The sequence below is a fragment of the Neptuniibacter sp. CAU 1671 genome (assembly GCF_029222905.1).
Classification (GTDB): Bacteria; Pseudomonadota; Gammaproteobacteria; order Pseudomonadales; family Balneatricaceae; genus Neptuniibacter.
Genome location: NZ_JARHUE010000006.1, coordinates 132,287 through 149,353, shown reverse-complemented (window position 1 = coordinate 149,353; position 17,067 = coordinate 132,287). Strand labels below are relative to the sequence as shown.

Sequence of the window (17,067 nt, the reverse complement as noted above, 5' to 3'; positions counted from 1 at the left end):
CTTTAGAATTTCAGGCCGCCTTCACGGGCCGCATCAGCAAGGGCTTTAATACGACCGTGATACTGGAAACCAGAACGGTCAAAAGCCACTTCAGTTACACCGGCTTCCTGCGCGCGAGCAGCAATCAGCTGACCCACTTTTTCAGCAGCAGCAACGTTACCGGTGCCAGCTGTACGCAGATCTTTTTCTACGGTGGAAGCAGAGGCCAGAACCTTGCCGCCATCAGCAGAAATTACCTGGGCGTAGATGTGACGCGGAGTACGAGTCACACACAGACGTGTTGCACCCAGCTCACGCATTTTCAGGCGGGAGCGGCGAGCACGACGAATTCGAGCTTGTTTCTTAGTGTTCATAACCCTGCCCTACTTACTTTTTCTTCGCTTCTTTACGGCGAACATATTCATTCTCGTAACGAACACCTTTGCCTTTATAAGGCTCTGGCGGACGGAACGCGCGAATTTCGGCAGCTACCTGACCTACTGTCTGCTTGTCAGCACCGCTGACAACCACGGTAGTCTGGTTAGGAGTTTCAGCCTTGATGCCTGCAGGCAACACATAGTCGATCGGGTGGGAGTAACCCAGCACCAGATTCAGTGTTTCGCCTTTGGCAGCAGCACGGTAACCAACACCCTGCAGTTGCAGAGTTTTCTGGAAACCTTGAGTGACACCCACCACCATGTTGTTCACCAGAGAACGGGTCGTACCGGACAGGGAACGCGCCAGCTTGGAGCCGTCGCGGGCTGCAAAAGTCAAAGTACCCTCTTCCTGCTTCACTTCAACAGAAGGATGCACGTCCAGAGACAGTTGACCGTTAGAGCCTTTAACGCTGATGGACTGACCATCCAGCTTCAGTTCCACACCTGCAGGTACAACTACGGGGTTTTTCGCAATACGGGACATTGAAATACCTCTTAGAATACCGTGCAGATTACTTCACCGCCGATGCCTGCAGCGCGTGCAGCGCGATCAGCCATGACACCTTTACTGGTAGAGATAATTGCGATGCCCAGACCGCCTGCCACTTTCGGCAGTTCAGATGCGTTCTTGTAGATACGCAGACCTGGACGACTTACGCGTTTGATCTCTTCGATTACCGGCTTACCTTCAAAGTACTTCAGCTCGATGGTCAGAACAGGTTTAACATCACCTTCTACAGCGAAATCAGTGATGTAACCTTCTTCTTTCAGCACCTTTGCTACGTTTACTTTGGCTTTGGAAGACGGCATAGATACGGCCTGCTTTTCAGCCATGTGACCGTTGCGGATGCGAGTTAGCATATCCGCGAGTGTATCTTGCATGCTCATGCATTTACTTCCTCTTGTGCAGCACGGTGCGGTAGCCGTTTCTGGCCCAGTCCACCGTGCTTACCGTTGAACCCGCTGTTACCAGCTGGCTTTCTTCAGACCCGGAACATCACCACGCATTGCAGCTTCACGCAGTTTGTTACGGCAGATGCCGAACTTGCGATAAACAGCGTGTGGACGACCGGTCAACTGACAACGACGCTGCTGACGTGAAGCACTAGAATCACGTGGCAGTTTCTGCAATGCGATAGTCGCATCCCAGATTTCGTCTTCAGCTGAATTAGGGTTAGAGATGATTGCTTTCAGCTGAGCGCGTTTCTCAGCGAATTTTGCAACCAGCTTTGCACGTTTTGCTTCACGTGCCTTCATTGATTCCTTAGCCATGATATACCCCTATCACTTGCGGAATGGGAAGTTCAGGGCAGCCAGCAGGGCACGACCCTCATCGTTAGTCTGAGCAGTAGTGGTAATGGTGATATCCAAACCACGTAGCTTATCTACCTTGTCGTATTCACGCTCAGGGAAGATGATCTGCTCTTTAACACCCATGCTGTAGTTGCCACGACCATCAAATGATTTTGGGTTCAGGCCACGGAAGTCACGAATACGCGGAATAGAGATGTCCACCAGACGGTCCAGGAATTCCCACATCCGTTCGCCACGCAGAGTCACTTTGCAGCCGATTGGCCAACCTTCACGAACTTTAAAGCCCGCGATGGATTTACGTGCCAGAGTTACAACCGGCTTCTGACCTGCGATTGCAGTCATATCCGCAACAGCATTTTCCAGTTCTTTTTTATCGCCCAACGCTTCACCTACACCCATGTTCAGGGTGATTTTGGTAACACGTGGAACAGCCATAACGTTAGGGCAGTTCAGCTCATCTTTCAGCTGCTGCTTAACAGAATCGTTATAAAGCGCTTTCAGTCTAGACATGATATCAGCTCCCCTTATCCGCCAATGACTTCGCCGGTAGACTTGAAGAAACGCACCTTAGTACCGTCTTCAAGAGTCTTGAAGCCGACACGGTCGCCCTTACCAGTCTGCGGGTTGAAGATTGCAACGTTGGAAACAGCAATCGCTGCTTCTTTCTCAACGATGCCACCAGGCTTACCCAGCATTGGGTTAGGCTTGGTGTGTTTCTTCACCATGTTGATACCAGAAACAACCAGACGGTCGTCCAGAACACGCATGACTTTGCCACGCTTGCCCTTGTCTTTACCTGCGATGACAATCACTTCATCGTCACGTTTAATTTTGCGCATAATTTACCTATATCGCTTCCTGCTACCCTCTCATGCTCAAAAACGCCAACCCCTCTCGGAGTTAGCGTTTTTACATAAACCAGACTGTTTTTGTCTGGTCTTTACAGCACTTCAGGCGCCAGGGAAATGATTTTCATGAACTTCTCAGTACGAAGCTCACGCGTTACTGGGCCGAAGATACGAGTTCCGATAGGAGCGTCGTTGTTGTTCAGCAACACCGCAGAGTTAGTATCAAAGCGGATGAGGGAACCATCAGGACGACGAACACCTTTACGGGTACGCACTACGACAGCTTTAAGAACCTGACCTTTTTTCACCTTGCCACGAGGAATTGCTTCCTTAACTGACACCTTAATGATGTCGCCCACACGGGCGTAGCGACGGTGAGAGCCGCCCAGGACCTTAATACACTGCACACGCTTGGCACCGCTGTTATCAGCAACATCAAGCATCGATTCAGTTTGAATCATGGTCTACTCCAGAAACTTTTAGGGTCCGCTTGCCAGGCAAACGGACCGGCTAATGGAGCAAAGGCGCGTAAGTTTACACCTTTGCTGCACGCTCTTCAATACGAACAAGAGTCCAGGTCTTGTTCTTGGACAGAGGACGGCTTTCAGCGATGGTCACCAGATCACCCTGCTGACACTCATTCTTTTCATCATGAGCGTGCAGTTTTGATGAGCGCTTAACGAACTTCCCATAGATTGGGTGCTTTTCCTTACGCTCAATCAGCACAGTGATGGTTTTATCCATCTTATCGCTGACCACACGACCGGTCACAGTCCGGGTACGTTTTTCGGCGCTCATATTAGTTACCTGCCTTTTCGTTGAGTACTGTCTTCACGCGGGCGATATCGCGACGTACCTGACCGATCAGGTGAGTCTGCGCCAGCTGGCCAGTTGCCTTCTGCATGCGCAGATTAAACTGCTCTTTCAGAAGACCCAGCAGTTCCTGCTGAAGCTCATCAACGGACTTATCACGTAGTTCAATTGCTTTCATTACATCACCGTCCGTTTAACAATGGTGGTAGCTACCGGCAGTTTCGCCGCAGCCAGGTTAAACGCTTCAGACGCAAGGTCTTCTGGCACACCGCTCATTTCGAACAGGATTTTGCCAGGCTTGATCTGAGCAACCCAATACTCAACAGCACCTTTACCTTTACCCATACGTACTTCGAGCGGCTTTTTGGAGATTGGCTTGTCCGGGAACACGCGAATCCAGATTTTGCCGCCACGCTTTACGTGACGTGTCATGGTACGACGCGCAGCCTCGATCTGACGCGCAGTAATGCGGCCACGACCGGTGGATTTCAGCGCGAACTCACCAAAGCTTACAGTGCTACCGCGCTGTGCCAGGCCGCGGTTGCGACCTTTCATCATTTTGCGGAACTTAAGTCGTTTTGGTTGAAGCATCGACGTCTACCTCACTTAGATTTCTTCTTGGGCGCATTTTTCTCAGCGCGAACCTGATCCAGGCCGCCAAGAATCTCACCCTTGAAGATCCATACTTTTACGCCGATCACACCATAAGTGGTATGAGCTTCATAAGTGGCGTAATCGATATCAGCACGCAGGGTGTGCAGAGGCACACGACCTTCACGGTACCATTCAGTACGCGCGATTTCGGCACCACCCAGACGGCCGCTAAGCTGAATTTTGATGCCTTTGGCACCCAGACGCATTGCGTTCTGCACCGCACGCTTCATAGCGCGACGGAACATAACACGACGCTCCAGCTGACTCGCAACGCTCTGCGCAACCAGACGACCGTCCAGTTCAGGCTTGCGAATCTCTTCGATGTTGATGTGAACAGGAACACCCATCATGTCTGATACGGTGTTACGCAGTTTCTCAACATCTTCACCTTTTTTACCAATCACGATGCCTGGACGGGCAGTGTGAATGGTGATTTTTGCGTTCTGTGCAGGGCGCTCGATCTCGATGCGACTGACAGATGCGTTCTTCAACTGCTCATCCAGGTACTCACGTACCTGAAGATCATTCAGCAGCTTGCTTGCGTATTCATTCTTGTCGGCATACCACACAGAGGTGTGGTCTTTAACAACGCCAAGACGAATACCGGTCGGATGTACTTTCTGACCCATAATGAACTCTCCTAGCAGTCAGCTCAGTCGGCCACTTTAACAGTGATGTGACAGGAGCGCTTCAAGATACGATCAGCGCGACCCTTCGCACGCGGCTTAATGCGTTTCATCGTCATGCCTTCGTCAACGAAGACAGTTGAAACGCGCAGCTCGTCAATATCAGCACCTTCATTGTGTTCTGCGTTAGCAATCGCAGATTCCAGTACCTTCTTAACAAGCGCCGCACCTTTTTTAGGACTAAACGCCAAGATATTCAGAGCTTCGCCGACAGACTTACCACGGATCTGGTCAGCAACCAGACGGGCTTTCTGTGCAGAGATGCGGGCGCCAGTATGTTTAGCGGCAACTTCCATCATCTAACTCCTTATCGCTTGGCTTTCTTGTCTGCAGCGTGACCGCGGTAATTACGGGTCACAGCAAACTCGCCCAGTTTATGACCAACCATGTCTTCGGTAATGAATACCGGAACATGCTGACGGCCGTTATGAACTGCAATTGTCAAACCTACAAAGTTTGGAAAAACTGTAGAACGACGTGACCAGGTTTTGATTGGACGACGGTCGTTAGCTTCAACTGCAGCTTCTACCTTTTTCAACAAGTGAAGGTCGATAAAAGGACCTTTCTTAAGTGAACGTGGCACAGCTGTATCCTCTTACTTAGCGTTACGACGGCGTACGATCAGTTTATCGGTACGCTTGTTCTTACGAGTTTTATAACCCTTGGTCGGAACACCCCATGGGGTCACCGGATGACGACCACCAGAAGTACGACCTTCACCACCACCATGCGGGTGATCTACCGGGTTCATCGCAACACCACGTACAGTAGGACGAACACCACGCCAGCGCGTTGCACCGGCTTTACCCAGCTGACGCAGGCTGTGCTCGCTGTTGCACACTTCACCCAGAGTTGCACGACATTCGGCCAGCACTTTACGCATCTCGCCAGAGCGCAGACGCAGCGTTGCATAGGCACCATCACGTGCGACCAGCTGTGCAGAAGTACCCGCTGAACGAGCGATCTGCGCACCTTTACCTGGTTTCAGTTCGATACAGTGAACAACAGCACCCACAGGCACGTTGCGCAGAGGCATACAGTTACCTGGTTTGATGTCTACGTATTCACCGGACTGAACTTTTGCACCTGCAGCTACGCCTTTAGGTGCAATGATGTAACGACGCTCACCGTCCGCATACACAACCAGTGCAATATGCGCAGAACGGTTAGGATCGTATTCCAGGCGCTCAACAGTCGCTGGAATGCCGTCCTTGTTGCGACGAAAATCGATTAAACGGTACTGCTGTTTGTGACCACCGCCAACGTGGCGAGTGGTAATGCGACCATTGTTGTTACGACCACCGTTTTTGCTTTTCTTTTCAACGAGTGGCGCATATGGCTTGCCTTTATGTAGCTCGGCATTAGATACCTTTACTACATGACGACGTCCAGCAGAGGTCGGCTTAGTTTTAGTCACTGCCATTTTTATAACCCTCTATTACTCGCCACCGAGGAAATCAATCTCGGAGCCATCGGCCAGGCAAACATAGGCTTTACGCACATCACTGCGCTTGCCCATACCACGCATAGTGCGCTTGGTTTTGCCTTTAGCATTCAGCACGTTTACGCCTTTTACTTTGACGTTAAACAGCTGCTCAACAGCTTCTTTGATTTCTGGTTTAGTAGCGTCTTTTGCCACACGGAAAACAACCTGCTGAGAACCATCAGCTACGATAGTAGCTTTCTCGGAGATGTGCGGACCCAGCAGCACTTTGTAGATGCGTTCCTGATTCATGCCAGCGCCTCCTCGATTTTCTTCAGCGCAGGTACGGTAACCAGTACTTTCTCAAAGCCAACCAGAGACACAGGGTCCAGGCCAGCAGCATCACGAACGTCCACGTGTGGTACGTTACGAGAAGCGAGATACAGGTTCTGCTCTACGTCTTCAGTAATCAGCAGTGCATTATTCAGCTCAAGCTCATTCAGCTTGGCCACAAACTGTTTAGTTTTTGGAGATTCCAAAGCGAAATCTTCAACAACAACCAGGCGATCCTGACGTACCAACTCAGACAGAATGCAACGCATCGCAGCACGATACATTTTCTTGTTCACTTTCTGAGCGTGATCACGTGGTGCAGCTGCGAAAGTTACACCACCGGTACGCCACAGCGGAGAACGGGTAGTACCCGCACGGGCACGACCAGTACCCTTCTGACGCCATGGTTTAGCACCACCACCAGATACCGCAGAGCGGTTTTTCTGGGCTTTGGTGCCCTGACGAGCGCCAGCCAGGTATGCAGTCACAACCTGGTGTACCAGCGTCTCGTTGAATTCTTTACCAAAAGCCAGGTCGGAAACTTCAACCGAACCTTTAGCTCCAGCTAAATTCAGATTCATTTCAAACCCCCTTAGGCGCCGGCTTTAACGGCCGGTTTAACGATTACGTCACCGCCAGTTGCGCCTGGAACAGCACCTTTGATCAACAACAGGTTACGTTCAGCGTCAACGCGAACGACTTCCAGGGTCTGAACGGTTACACGCTCATCACCCATGTGACCTGCCATCTTCTTGCCTTTCCAAACACGACCAGGAGTCTGACACTGACCAATAGAACCTGGAGCACGGTGAGAAAGCGAGTTACCGTGAGTAGCGTCCTGCATGCTGAAGTTCCAGCGCTTGATACCGCCCTGGAAACCTTTACCTTTAGAACGACCGGTTACGTCTACCTTCTGACCCGCTTCAAAGCGCGCAACAGTCAGCTCATCGCCAACGTTGACTTCTTCGCCACCTGACAGGCGGAACTCCCACAAACCACGTCCTGCTTCGACACCTGCTTTCGCAAACTGACCAGCTTCCGGCTTAGACAGGCGGTTAGCCTTCTTAGCACCGGTGGTCACCTGCACAGCCGCGTAGCCGTCGGTATCTGCAGATTTAACTGCAGTAACACGGTTCGGTTCCACTTCGATGACAGTGACTGGCACGGATACGCCGTCTTCATTGAAGACGCGAGTCATACCCGCTTTACGTCCGATAAGACCTACAGACATTGTTTTAAAACCTCTTGCCAGTTGTGTACGGGGCTGTTACCCACTACGGCTGCCCTTTCCAGAGCATTCCACACAAAATAAGCGCTTCATTAATAAATTAATTCTGCGCAGCTGCCTTAATTAGCCGAGGCTGATCTGCACTTCAACACCCGCAGCAAGATCCAGCTTCATCAGTGCGTCAACAGTTTTTTCTGTTGGCTCAACGATGTCCAGAACACGCTTGTGAGTGCGGATTTCATACTGATCGCGGGCGTCTTTGTTGACGTGCGGTGAAATCAGCACTGTGTAGCGCTCTTTACGGGTAGGAAGCGGGATCGGGCCCCGCACCTGAGCACCAGTCCGTTTAGCAGTATCAACGATTTCCTGCGTGGACGAGTCGATCAGGCGATGATCAAAGGCTTTCAGACGAATACGAATTTTCTGATTCTGCATTTCGATCACATTTCCAATATGTTTAAAAACGGCATAGCCGACCTCCCCCTACAATGAGAGGGACGCAAATTCTACTGGCAGGAAAAGAACAGGTCAACAAAACTTGTTGTTTATTTAGACAATCCTGTGAAACTGCCAGCAGCAGACACAAAAAAGCCCTCCGAAGAGGGCTTTTTGCATCGGAGAGTATTAATTACTCAACGATTTTAGATACAACACCCGCGCCAACGGTACGGCCACCTTCACGAATCGCGAAGCGCAGACCTTCTTCCATTGCTACTGGGTTGATCAGCGTAACGTCCATCTGGATGTTATCGCCAGGCATTACCATTTCAACGCCTTCCGGCAGTTCACATGCACCAGTGATGTCAGTGGTACGGAAGTAGAACTGTGGACGGTAGCCTTTGAAGAATGGAGTGTGACGACCACCTTCTTCTTTGCTCAGTACGTATACTTCGCCTTCGAAACGGGTGTGAGGCTTGATTGAACCAGGCTTACACAGTACCTGACCACGCTCAACGTCATCACGCTTGGTACCACGCAGCAGCGCACCAATGTTCTCACCTGCACGACCTTCGTCCAGCAGCTTACGGAACATCTCAACACCAGTACAGGTAGTTTTAGTAGTTGGACGGATACCAACGATTTCGATCTCGTCGCCTACTTTAACGATACCGCGCTCAACACGGCCAGTTACTACAGTACCACGACCCTGGATAGAGAATACGTCTTCGATAGGCATGATGAATGCACCGTCGATTGCACGCTCTGGTTCTGGGATGTAAGAGTCCAGCGTTTCAACCAGTTTCTTAACTGCAGAAGTACCCAGACCGTTTTCGTCTTCGCCGTTCAGCGCCATCAGCGCAGAACCTGGGATGATTGGAGTGTCATCACCTGGGAAGTCGTAAGTGTCCAGCAGCTCACGCAGTTCCATTTCAACCAGTTCCAGCATCTCCTGGTATTCTTCAGAGTCTGCGCCGCCGCAGTCGTCAGCCAGCAGGTCTGCCTTGTTCAGGAATACAACGATGTAAGGTACACCTACCTGACGAGACAGCAGGATGTGCTCACGGGTCTGAGGCATTGGGCCGTCAGTCGCGCCACATACCAGAATCGCACCGTCCATCTGTGCAGCACCGGTGATCATGTTTTTCACATAGTCAGCGTGTCCTGGGCAGTCAACGTGCGCATAGTGACGTGCTGGTGAATCGTACTCAACGTGAGAAGTTGCGATGGTGATACCACGCTCACGCTCTTCTGGAGCGTTGTCGATACCATCAAATGCAACGGCACTGCCACCCCAAGTCTCAGCACAAACGCGAGTCAGTGCAGCTGTCAGAGTAGTTTTACCGTGGTCAACGTGGCCGATGGTGCCTACGTTTACGTGCGGTTTGGAACGTTCAAATTGTGCTTTAGCCACTTTTTATTACCTCTTAAACAAGTAATTAGGCGAAAAAATTAGTTCTGATTAATAACCGCTTCAGCAATATTATTTGGTGCTTCAGCGTATTCAGAAAATTCCATAGAGTAAGTTGCACGACCCTGAGTCGCAGAGCGCAGATCGGTTGCGTAACCGAACATTTCACCCAACGGCACCTGAGCGTTGATCACCTTACCGGAAGAGCTGTCTTCCATACCCTGTACCAGGCCGCGACGACGGTTAAGGTCGCCCATTACGTCACCCATGTACTCTTCTGGAGTCACAACTTCCACTTTCATCATTGGCTCAAGCAGACAAGGACTAGCCTGCTGCGCATACTTCTTCAGAGCCTGAGATGCTGCGATTTTAAACGCCATCTCGTTGGAGTCAACTTCGTGGAAAGAACCGTCGTGCAGACGGGCTTTCAGGCCGATCAGCGGATAGCCGGCGATAACACCGTTCTTCATCTGCTCTTCGATACCTTTCTGAATCGCCGGGATGTATTCCTTCGGAATAGCACCACCCACGATTTCGTTCACGAACTCCAGACCTTCTTCATCAGACGGGCTGAACTCGATCACAACGTGACCGTACTGACCGCGACCACCAGACTGACGCGCAAACTTGTGGTTTGCATCGATAGAGCTGCGGATCTTCTCACGGTAAGCTACCTGAGGTTTACCGATGTTAGCTTCCACCTTGAACTCGCGACGCATACGGTCAACGATGATGTCCAGGTGCAGCTCACCCATACCGGAGATGATGGTCTGACCAGATTCCTGATCGGTTTCTACGCGGAAAGACGGGTCTTCCTGAGCCAGTTTACCCAGCGCAATACCCATTTTTTCCTGGTCCGCTTTGGACTTAGGCTCAACCGCAACAGAAATTACCGGATCCGGGAATTCCATACGCTCCAGAATAATTACATTATCCAGGGCACACAGAGTGTCACCGGTGGTTACGTCTTTCATACCGATCAGAGCCGCAATGTCACCCGCGCGTACTTCTTTGATCTCTTCACGCTGGTTAGAGTGCATCTGCACCATACGGCCCACACGCTCTTTCTTGCTCTTCACAGAGTTCATAACGCTGTCGCCAGAGTTCAGAACACCAGAATAAACACGAACGAACGTCAGGGTACCCACGAATGGGTCAGTCGCGATCTTGAATGCCAGCGCAGAAAAAGGCGCATCGTCATCAGCTTCACGTGTAGCAACAGTGCCAGCCGCGTCATCCAGAGTACCTTCAATTGCCTTAACTTCTTTCGGAGAAGGCATGTACTCGATAACAGCGTCCAGAACCGCCTGAACACCTTTGTTCTTGAAGGCAGAACCTGCCAGCATCAGAACAATGTCGTTGTCCAGGGTGCGCGCACGCAGACCCGCTTTGATTTCATCATCTGACAGCTCACCTTCTTCAAGGTATTTTTCCATCAGCTCTTCATTGGCCTCTGCAGCCGCTTCAATCATTGCTTCACGCAACTCTTCGGCTTTAGCCTGCAGATCAGCTGGGATCTCTTCCAGCTCGTAGGTCATGCCCTGATCGGCTTCGTTCCACATGATGGCTTTCATGCGAATCAGGTCAACCACGCCTTTGAACTCGTCTTCAGCACCGATTGGGAAGTTAATCGGCACAGCAGTACAACCCAGACGCTGTTTCAGCTGACGCTCAACCATGAAGAAGTCAGCACCAGCACGGTCCATCTTGTTGACGAAAACCATGCGAGGTACTTCATATTTGTTCGCCTGACGCCATACAGTCTCAGTCTGAGGCTGTACGCCGGAGGACGCACACAGTACAACTACAGCACCATCAAGAACACGCAGTGAACGCTCTACCTCAATGGTAAAGTCAACGTGCCCGGGGGTGTCGATGATGTTGACACGATGCTCATCGAACTGCTGGTTCATACCACTCCAGAAACAGGTAGTCGCTGCAGAAGTGATGGTAATACCACGCTCCTGCTCCTGCTCCATCCAGTCCATGGTAGCTGCACCGTCGTGAACCTCACCGATTTTGTGAGACAGACCAGTGTAGAACAGCACACGTTCTGTAGTGGTGGTTTTACCTGCGTCTACGTGCGCACAGATACCGATGTTACGGTAGCGTGCGATAGGTGTTTTACGAGCCACGACTCAATCCTCTGTAGATTAGAAACGGTAGTGAGCGAATGCTTTGTTCGCTTCAGCCATACGATGCACGTCTTCACGTTTCTTCACAGCCGCACCGCGACCTTCAGAAGCATCGACCAGCTCGCCGGCCAGACGCAGCGCCATGGACTTCTCACCACGTTTACGAGAGGCATCAACAATCCAGCGCATAGCCAGAGCCATACGACGGGATGGACGCACTTCTACAGGCACCTGATAAGTAGCACCACCCACGCGACGGGACTTAACTTCCACCGCAGGCTGGATCGCTTCCAGGGCTTTTTCAAACAGTTCAAGTGGATCCTGGCTTGTACGCTGCTGGATTTTATCCAGGGCACCGTAAACAATTTTCTCAGCGACAGATTTTTTGCCGCTTACCATTACATGGTTGATAAATTTAGCCAGAACAGTGTTACCGAATTTTGGATCCGGCAGAATTTCGCGCTTTGCAGCGACGCGTCTTCTAGGCATTGATAAGCCCTCAATTCATTAAAAGGTCTTCAGGTTTTCCAGGCATAGGCCTGGCCTTACTCTTACCGTGTTTCCGGGTTAGCCCGGCAGCCTCTTATCAAGATCGCTGCTGTGCCGCGCCGCAGGGACGACGATTAAGATTTAGGACGCTTAGTACCGTACTTAGAACGACCCTGTTTGCGTTCATTAACGCCAGAGCAGTCCAGAGCACCACGTACTGTGTGATAACGCACACCTGGAAGGTCCTTAACACGACCACCACGAATCAGAACAACGCTGTGCTCCTGCAGGTTGTGACCTTCACCACCAATGTAGGAAGCAACCTCGAAGCCGTTGGTCAGACGAACACGGCACACTTTACGCAGTGCAGAGTTCGGTTTTTTCGGGGTAGTGGTGTAAACACGGGTACATACGCCACGACGCTGAGGACAACCCTGCAATGCACGAACATCGCTAGGCTGAACTTTGCGTTTACGTGGTTTACGTACCAACTGGTTAATCGTTGCCATTAAGCAAACTCCACGTTTTTTTAGTTAACACCAACAAAAAGACCGGATTTTTTCGATCCAGTCACAAAGGGGCCGGAATTTTAATCAATTCCGGCCCGGTTCGCAATCAGTGAACAGGATTTAATCAATCGTTATTCACTATCAGGCATTGAAGCATTCAAAGCTTCGGTCAATGCCTGTTGCACTTCTTCCGCACTCACGGTCATTGCAGATTCAGCTGGCTGAGCACGTTTGCGCTTACGCTCATCGTGATACGCCAGACCGGAACCGGCCGGGATCAGACGACCCACAACCACGTTCTCTTTCAGACCACGCAGGAAGTCCTGCTTGCCAGTCACTGCACCTTCAGTCAGTACGCGGGTTGTTTCCTGGAAGGACGCCGCAGAGATGAAGGACTCAGTTGCCAGAGATGCTTTGGTGATACCCAGCAGAACGCGGTCGAATTTAGCTGGAATCTTACCTGCTGCTTCCAGCTCTTCGTTTTCTGCGATCACTGCCATGTATTCAACCTGGTCACCCGGGATAAAGCTGGAATCACCAGAAGTAGTGATCTCAACTTTGCGCAGCATCTGACGCACAATCACTTCGATGTGCTTATCGTTGATCACAACACCCTGTAGACGGTAAACGTCCTGGATCTCGCCAACGATGTATTTAGCCAGTTCTTCAACGCCCTGAATACGCAGGATATCGTGCGGGTTAGACGGACCATCAGAGATCACCTCACCCTTCTCTACCTGCTCACCTTCAAACACGTTGAGGTTACGCCATTTCTGAATCATGGTTTCCACCGGATCCGCATCCGCCGGAGAGATCAGAAGACGTTTTTTACCTTTGGTTTCTTTACCGAAACCAACCACACCGGACACTTCCGCCAGAATCGCAGACTCTTTAGGTTTACGTGCTTCAAACAGGTCAGCTACACGTGGCAGACCACCGGTGATGTCCTTGTTCACAGAGCCTTCCTGTGGAATACGTGCCAGCACGTCACCCACCTGAACCGCTGCGCCATTGGACAGGTTCATAATCGCTTTCTCAGGCAGCAGATACTGCGCCGGAGAATCGGTACCCGGATGCATGACTTCTTTATCGCCATCCATCAGTTTGATCATCGGACGGATATCACGACCCGCCTGTGGACGATCTTTACCTTCCAGCACCTCAGTGGTGGACAGGCCGGTCAGCTCATCTGTCTGAGTCTTAACGGTAATACCGTCTTCAATACCGGACAGTTCAACAGTACCCGCCATCTCAGCAATGATTGGGTGGGTGTGCGGGTCCCAGTTGGCAACGATGTCGCCCGCTGCAACCTGACTGCCGTCACGTACTTTGATCACAGAACCGTATGGAAGCTTGTAACGCTCACGTTCACGACCGTGCTCATCAGTTACGCCCAGCTCGCCGGAACGGGAAGTTGCCACCAGATTGCCGTCAGCACGTTCTACAAACTTCAGGTTATGCAGACGAATCTCACCGCCGTTTTTCACCTGAATGCTGTCAACTGCTGCTGCCCGGGATGCCGCACCACCGATGTGGAACGTACGCATGGTCAGCTGTGTACCTGGCTCACCGATGGACTGTGCCGCAATAACACCCACTGCTTCACCCGGGTTAACCAGATGACCACGACCCAGATCACGGCCATAACACTTGGCACAGATACCATGACGGGTACGACAGCTGATAGCACTGCGCACTTTAATTTCGTCGATAGAGGAATACTGCTCGTCATTTTCCAGACGGAACTTCCAGGCTTCGTCGATCAGGGTACCGGCTTCAATCAGTACGTCTTTACCGGTTGGATCCAGCACGTCAGTTGCAACCACACGACCCAGTACACGGTCACCCAGTGCAACAACCACGTCACCGCCTTCAATCAGCGGGTACATCTGTACGCCGTCATCGGTGCCACAGTCGTGCTCAGTGATAACCACGTCCTGTGCCACGTCAACCAGACGACGGGTCAGGTAACCGGAGTTCGCTGTTTTCAGTGCCGTATCCGCCAGACCTTTACGCGCACCGTGGGTCGAGATGAAGTACTGCAGTACGTTCAGACCTTCACGGAAGTTCGCGGTGATTGGCGTTTCGATGATCGAGCCGTCCGGCTTGGCCATCAGACCACGCATACCCGCCAGCTGACGGATCTGAGCAGCACTACCACGGGCACCGGAGTCGGCCATCATGTAGACAGAGTTGAAAGATTCCTGCTCGGACTCTTTACCCTCTTTAGTGATAACCGGCTCGGTTTTCAGGTTTTCCATCATCTTCTTGGCCAGCAGCTCGTTCGCGCGGGACCAGATGTCGATAACCTTGTTGTATTTCTCGCCCTGGGTTACCAGACCTTCAGAGAACTGACGTTCGATATCCATTACTTCGGATTCTGCGTCTTCAATGATGTCGGTTTTTTCTGCAGGGATTTCAAAGTCGTTCACACCGATAGACACACCAGACAGGGTGGCCTGACGGAAGCCTTTGTACATCAGCTGGTCAGCAAAGATCACAGTGTCTTTCAGACCGCAGCGACGGTAGGCTTCGTTCAGCAGGCGAGAGATCGCCTTCTTCTTCATCGGCTGATCAACCAGTTCGAATGGCAGACCGGCAGGTACCAGCGCAAACAGCAGCGCACGACCGGCGGTGGTCTCTTTCAGACTGGTAACGGTTTCCAGATTGCCTTCGATATCACGGATGGTTTCAGTGATACGGACACGGATTTTGGCCTGCAGATCCAGCGTGCCAGCACCGTGTGCACGTTCCACTTCTTCAATATCCGCAAATACACGGCCTTCACCCTGAGCGTTTACGCGCTCACGGGTCATGTAATACAGACCCAGTACCACGTCCTGTGACGGTACGATGATTGGTTCACCGTTGGCTGGCGACAGGATGTTGTTGGTAGACATCATCAGCGCACGGGCTTCCAGCTGAGCTTCCAGTGTCAGCGGTACGTGTACCGCCATCTGGTCACCGTCGAAGTCGGCGTTGTACGCCGCACAAACCAACGGGTGCAGCTGAATCGCTTTACCTTCAATCAGAACCGGCTCGAATGCCTGGATACCCAGACGGTGCAGAGTTGGTGCACGGTTCAGCAGTACCGGATGCTCGCGGATCACCTCATCCAGGATATCCCAGACCAGTGCTTCTTCGCGCTCAACCATCTTCTTGGCAGCTTTAATGGTGGTCGCGTGACCACGCAGTTCCAGCTTGGAGAAGATAAACGGCTTAAACAGTTCCAGCGCCATTTTTTTAGGCAGACCGCACTGATGCAGACGCAGGTATGGACCCACTACGATTACAGAACGACCGGAGTAGTCAACACGTTTACCCAGCAGGTTCTGACGGAAACGACCCTGCTTACCTTTGATCATGTCAGCCAGAGATTTCAGCGGACGCTTGTTAGAACCGGTGATCGCACGACCACGACGGCCGTTATCCAGCAGCGCATCCACGGATTCCTGCAGCATACGTTTTTCGTTACGTACGATGATATCCGGTGCGTTCAGGTCCAGCAGACGCTTCAGTCGGTTGTTACGGTTAATCACGCGGCGGTACAGATCATTCAGATCAGAGGTCGCAAAACGACCACCGTCCAGCGGTACCAGCGGGCGCAGATCAGGTGGCAGTACCGGCAGTACTTCCATCACCATCCACTCTGGCTTGTTGCCAGATTTGTAGAAGGCTTCCAGCAGTTTCAGACGCTTGGACAGCTTCTTGATCTTGGTTTCAGAGTTAGTCTGCGGCAGTTCTTCACGCAGCTGATTAACTTCCTCTTCCAGTTCAATAGAAGACAGCAGCTCTCTGATTGCTTCCGCACCCATACGGGCATCGAAGTCATCACCGAACTCTTCCAGTGCTTCAAAATACTGTTCATCGTTCAGCAGCTGACCGCGCTCAAGGGTGGTCATGCCCGGATCGATAACAACAAATGATTCGAAATACAGTACCCGCTCGATATCACGCAGGGTCATATCCAGCAACAGACCGATACGGGACGGCAGGGACTTCAGGAACCAGATGTGTGCAACTGGGGACGCCAGTTCAATGTGACCCATACGCTCACGACGTACTTTGGCCAGCGTGACTTCAACGCCACACTTCTCACAGATCACACCGCGGTGTTTCATGCGCTTGTACTTGCCGCACAGACACTCGTAGTCTTTTACCGGACCAAAGATCTTGGCACAGAACAGACCTTCACGCTCAGGCTTGAAGGTACGGTAGTTGATGGTTTCTGGCTTTTTCACTTCACCATAGGACCATGAACGGATCATATCCGGAGAGGCCAGAGTGATGCGAATAGAGTCAAACTCTTCAGATTGACCCTGGGACTTCAGCAGATTCAACAAATCTTTCATTCTATCAAGCTCCTAACG

23 protein-coding genes are annotated in these 17,067 nt (G+C 51.5%); all 23 read right to left on the bottom strand.

Going from position 1 to position 17,067, the window contains the following annotated elements; genetic code table 11:
* Positions 1 to 2: 2 nt before the first annotated feature.
* The 23 genes from rplR to rpoC all read right to left on the bottom strand — a co-directional run bounded on the left by rplR (position 3) and on the right by rpoC (position 17,049).
* Positions 3 to 353 (bottom strand): 50S ribosomal protein L18, encoded by a 351-nt coding sequence (gene rplR, locus P2G53_RS11685; protein WP_275817415.1) that lies wholly within the window; start codon positions 351 to 353, stop codon positions 3 to 5.
* A gap of 13 nt (positions 354 to 366) precedes the next feature.
* Positions 367 to 900, bottom strand: a complete 534-nt coding sequence (gene rplF / locus P2G53_RS11680; protein ID WP_275817413.1) for a 50S ribosomal protein L6 — start codon at positions 898 to 900, stop codon at positions 367 to 369.
* A gap of 11 nt (positions 901 to 911) precedes the next feature.
* Positions 912 to 1,304: a 30S ribosomal protein S8 gene (gene rpsH / locus P2G53_RS11675; protein WP_275817411.1), complete on the bottom strand. Its 393-nt coding sequence runs from the start codon at positions 1,302 to 1,304 to the stop codon at positions 912 to 914.
* 78 nt (positions 1,305 to 1,382) lie between these two features.
* Entirely contained in the window at positions 1,383 to 1,688 is a 306-nt protein-coding gene (gene rpsN / locus P2G53_RS11670) for a 30S ribosomal protein S14 (RefSeq protein WP_275817409.1), read from the bottom strand.
* A gap of 12 nt (positions 1,689 to 1,700) precedes the next feature.
* Positions 1,701 to 2,240, bottom strand: coding sequence for a 50S ribosomal protein L5 (gene rplE, locus P2G53_RS11665; protein WP_275817407.1), 540 nt, complete (start codon positions 2,238 to 2,240; stop codon positions 1,701 to 1,703).
* Positions 2,241 to 2,254: 14 nt separating this feature from the next.
* The gene (gene rplX / locus P2G53_RS11660) at positions 2,255 to 2,569 is read right to left on the bottom strand and encodes a 50S ribosomal protein L24 (protein ID WP_275817404.1); all 315 of its coding nucleotides are present in this window, start codon (positions 2,567 to 2,569) and stop codon (positions 2,255 to 2,257) included.
* Between the two features lie 101 nt (positions 2,570 to 2,670).
* Positions 2,671 to 3,039, bottom strand: coding sequence for a 50S ribosomal protein L14 (gene rplN, locus P2G53_RS11655; protein ID WP_275817402.1), 369 nt, complete (start codon positions 3,037 to 3,039; stop codon positions 2,671 to 2,673).
* 73 nt (positions 3,040 to 3,112) lie between these two features.
* Positions 3,113 to 3,376: a 30S ribosomal protein S17 gene (gene rpsQ / locus P2G53_RS11650; RefSeq protein WP_275817400.1), complete on the bottom strand. Its 264-nt coding sequence runs from the start codon at positions 3,374 to 3,376 to the stop codon at positions 3,113 to 3,115.
* 1 nt (position 3,377) lies between these two features.
* A complete protein-coding gene (gene rpmC / locus P2G53_RS11645; RefSeq protein ID WP_275817398.1) occupies positions 3,378 to 3,569 on the bottom strand; it encodes a 50S ribosomal protein L29 in 192 nt (63 codons plus the stop codon).
* On the bottom strand, positions 3,569 to 3,982 hold the full coding sequence (gene rplP, locus P2G53_RS11640) for a 50S ribosomal protein L16 (RefSeq protein ID WP_275817396.1): 414 nt from the start codon (positions 3,980 to 3,982) through the stop codon (positions 3,569 to 3,571). Before rplP ends, rpmC begins: the two co-directional genes overlap by 1 nt.
* An 11-nt stretch (positions 3,983 to 3,993) precedes the next feature.
* On the bottom strand, positions 3,994 to 4,674 hold the full coding sequence (rpsC, locus tag P2G53_RS11635) for a 30S ribosomal protein S3 (RefSeq protein ID WP_275817394.1): 681 nt from the start codon (positions 4,672 to 4,674) through the stop codon (positions 3,994 to 3,996).
* A 23-nt stretch (positions 4,675 to 4,697) separates the two neighbouring features.
* The gene (rplV, locus tag P2G53_RS11630) at positions 4,698 to 5,027 is read right to left on the bottom strand and encodes a 50S ribosomal protein L22 (protein WP_275817457.1); all 330 of its coding nucleotides are present in this window, start codon (positions 5,025 to 5,027) and stop codon (positions 4,698 to 4,700) included.
* 11 nt (positions 5,028 to 5,038) lie between these two features.
* Positions 5,039 to 5,314 carry a 30S ribosomal protein S19 gene (gene rpsS, locus P2G53_RS11625; protein ID WP_275817392.1) on the bottom strand — a complete coding sequence of 92 codons (276 nt, stop codon included), beginning with the start codon at positions 5,312 to 5,314 and terminating at the stop codon, positions 5,039 to 5,041.
* 12 nt (positions 5,315 to 5,326) lie between these two features.
* Positions 5,327 to 6,154, bottom strand: a complete 828-nt coding sequence (gene rplB, locus P2G53_RS11620) for a 50S ribosomal protein L2 (RefSeq protein WP_275817390.1) — start codon at positions 6,152 to 6,154, stop codon at positions 5,327 to 5,329.
* A gap of 15 nt (positions 6,155 to 6,169) precedes the next feature.
* On the bottom strand, positions 6,170 to 6,466 hold the full coding sequence (gene rplW / locus P2G53_RS11615; protein ID WP_275817389.1) for a 50S ribosomal protein L23: 297 nt from the start codon (positions 6,464 to 6,466) through the stop codon (positions 6,170 to 6,172).
* Complete coding sequence (gene rplD / locus P2G53_RS11610; RefSeq protein WP_275817387.1) at positions 6,463 to 7,068, bottom strand: 50S ribosomal protein L4; 606 nt, start codon at positions 7,066 to 7,068, stop codon at positions 6,463 to 6,465. Before rplD ends, rplW begins: the two co-directional genes overlap by 4 nt.
* An 11-nt stretch (positions 7,069 to 7,079) precedes the next feature.
* On the bottom strand, positions 7,080 to 7,718 hold the full coding sequence (gene rplC / locus P2G53_RS11605; protein ID WP_275817385.1) for a 50S ribosomal protein L3: 639 nt from the start codon (positions 7,716 to 7,718) through the stop codon (positions 7,080 to 7,082).
* Positions 7,719 to 7,838: 120 nt separating this feature from the next.
* Entirely contained in the window at positions 7,839 to 8,150 is a 312-nt protein-coding gene (gene rpsJ, locus P2G53_RS11600; protein WP_127695088.1) for a 30S ribosomal protein S10, read from the bottom strand.
* Between the two features lie 193 nt (positions 8,151 to 8,343).
* The gene (gene tuf, locus P2G53_RS11595) at positions 8,344 to 9,567 is read right to left on the bottom strand and encodes an elongation factor Tu (RefSeq protein ID WP_275817360.1); all 1,224 of its coding nucleotides are present in this window, start codon (positions 9,565 to 9,567) and stop codon (positions 8,344 to 8,346) included.
* Positions 9,568 to 9,605: 38 nt separating this feature from the next.
* Positions 9,606 to 11,699, bottom strand: coding sequence for an elongation factor G (gene fusA, locus P2G53_RS11590; RefSeq protein ID WP_275817382.1), 2,094 nt, complete (start codon positions 11,697 to 11,699; stop codon positions 9,606 to 9,608).
* A gap of 18 nt (positions 11,700 to 11,717) precedes the next feature.
* Entirely contained in the window at positions 11,718 to 12,188 is a 471-nt protein-coding gene (rpsG, locus tag P2G53_RS11585; protein ID WP_275817380.1) for a 30S ribosomal protein S7, read from the bottom strand.
* A 134-nt stretch (positions 12,189 to 12,322) separates the two neighbouring features.
* Positions 12,323 to 12,697, bottom strand: a complete 375-nt coding sequence (rpsL, locus tag P2G53_RS11580) for a 30S ribosomal protein S12 (protein ID WP_275817378.1) — start codon at positions 12,695 to 12,697, stop codon at positions 12,323 to 12,325.
* Between the two features lie 131 nt (positions 12,698 to 12,828).
* Positions 12,829 to 17,049 carry a DNA-directed RNA polymerase subunit beta' gene (gene rpoC, locus P2G53_RS11575; RefSeq protein ID WP_275817376.1) on the bottom strand — a complete coding sequence of 1,407 codons (4,221 nt, stop codon included), beginning with the start codon at positions 17,047 to 17,049 and terminating at the stop codon, positions 12,829 to 12,831.
* Positions 17,050 to 17,067 lie beyond the last annotated feature (18 nt).

Bases quoted from the DNA above. Each gene is read 5' to 3' on its own strand.
- rplR (WP_275817415.1), bottom strand. From the start codon at position 353: ATGAACACTAAGAAACAAGCTCGAATTCGTCGTGCTCGCCGCTCCCGC.
- rplF (WP_275817413.1), bottom strand. From the start codon at position 900: ATGTCCCGTATTGCGAAAAACCCCGTAGTTGTACCTGCAGGTGTGGAA.
- rpsH (WP_275817411.1), bottom strand. From the start codon at position 1,304: ATGAGCATGCAAGATACACTCGCGGATATGCTAACTCGCATCCGCAAC.
- rpsN (WP_275817409.1), bottom strand. From the start codon at position 1,688: ATGGCTAAGGAATCAATGAAGGCACGTGAAGCAAAACGTGCAAAGCTG.
- rplE (WP_275817407.1), bottom strand. From the start codon at position 2,240: ATGTCTAGACTGAAAGCGCTTTATAACGATTCTGTTAAGCAGCAGCTG.
- rplX (WP_275817404.1), bottom strand. From the start codon at position 2,569: ATGCGCAAAATTAAACGTGACGATGAAGTGATTGTCATCGCAGGTAAA.
- rplN (WP_275817402.1), bottom strand. From the start codon at position 3,039: ATGATTCAAACTGAATCGATGCTTGATGTTGCTGATAACAGCGGTGCC.
- rpsQ (WP_275817400.1), bottom strand. From the start codon at position 3,376: ATGAGCGCCGAAAAACGTACCCGGACTGTGACCGGTCGTGTGGTCAGC.
- rpmC (WP_275817398.1), bottom strand. From the start codon at position 3,569: ATGAAAGCAATTGAACTACGTGATAAGTCCGTTGATGAGCTTCAGCAG.
- rplP (WP_275817396.1), bottom strand. From the start codon at position 3,982: ATGCTTCAACCAAAACGACTTAAGTTCCGCAAAATGATGAAAGGTCGC.
- rpsC (WP_275817394.1), bottom strand. From the start codon at position 4,674: ATGGGTCAGAAAGTACATCCGACCGGTATTCGTCTTGGCGTTGTTAAA.
- rplV (WP_275817457.1), bottom strand. From the start codon at position 5,027: ATGGAAGTTGCCGCTAAACATACTGGCGCCCGCATCTCTGCACAGAAA.
- rplB (WP_275817390.1), bottom strand. From the start codon at position 6,154: ATGGCAGTGACTAAAACTAAGCCGACCTCTGCTGGACGTCGTCATGTA.
- rplW (WP_275817389.1), bottom strand. From the start codon at position 6,466: ATGAATCAGGAACGCATCTACAAAGTGCTGCTGGGTCCGCACATCTCC.
- rplD (WP_275817387.1), bottom strand. From the start codon at position 7,068: ATGAATCTGAATTTAGCTGGAGCTAAAGGTTCGGTTGAAGTTTCCGAC.
- rplC (WP_275817385.1), bottom strand. From the start codon at position 7,718: ATGTCTGTAGGTCTTATCGGACGTAAAGCGGGTATGACTCGCGTCTTC.
- rpsJ (WP_127695088.1), bottom strand. From the start codon at position 8,150: ATGCAGAATCAGAAAATTCGTATTCGTCTGAAAGCCTTTGATCATCGC.
- rpsG (WP_275817380.1), bottom strand. From the start codon at position 12,188: ATGCCTAGAAGACGCGTCGCTGCAAAGCGCGAAATTCTGCCGGATCCA.
- rpsL (WP_275817378.1), bottom strand. From the start codon at position 12,697: ATGGCAACGATTAACCAGTTGGTACGTAAACCACGTAAACGCAAAGTT.
- rpoC (WP_275817376.1), bottom strand. From the start codon at position 17,049: ATGAAAGATTTGTTGAATCTGCTGAAGTCCCAGGGTCAATCTGAAGAG.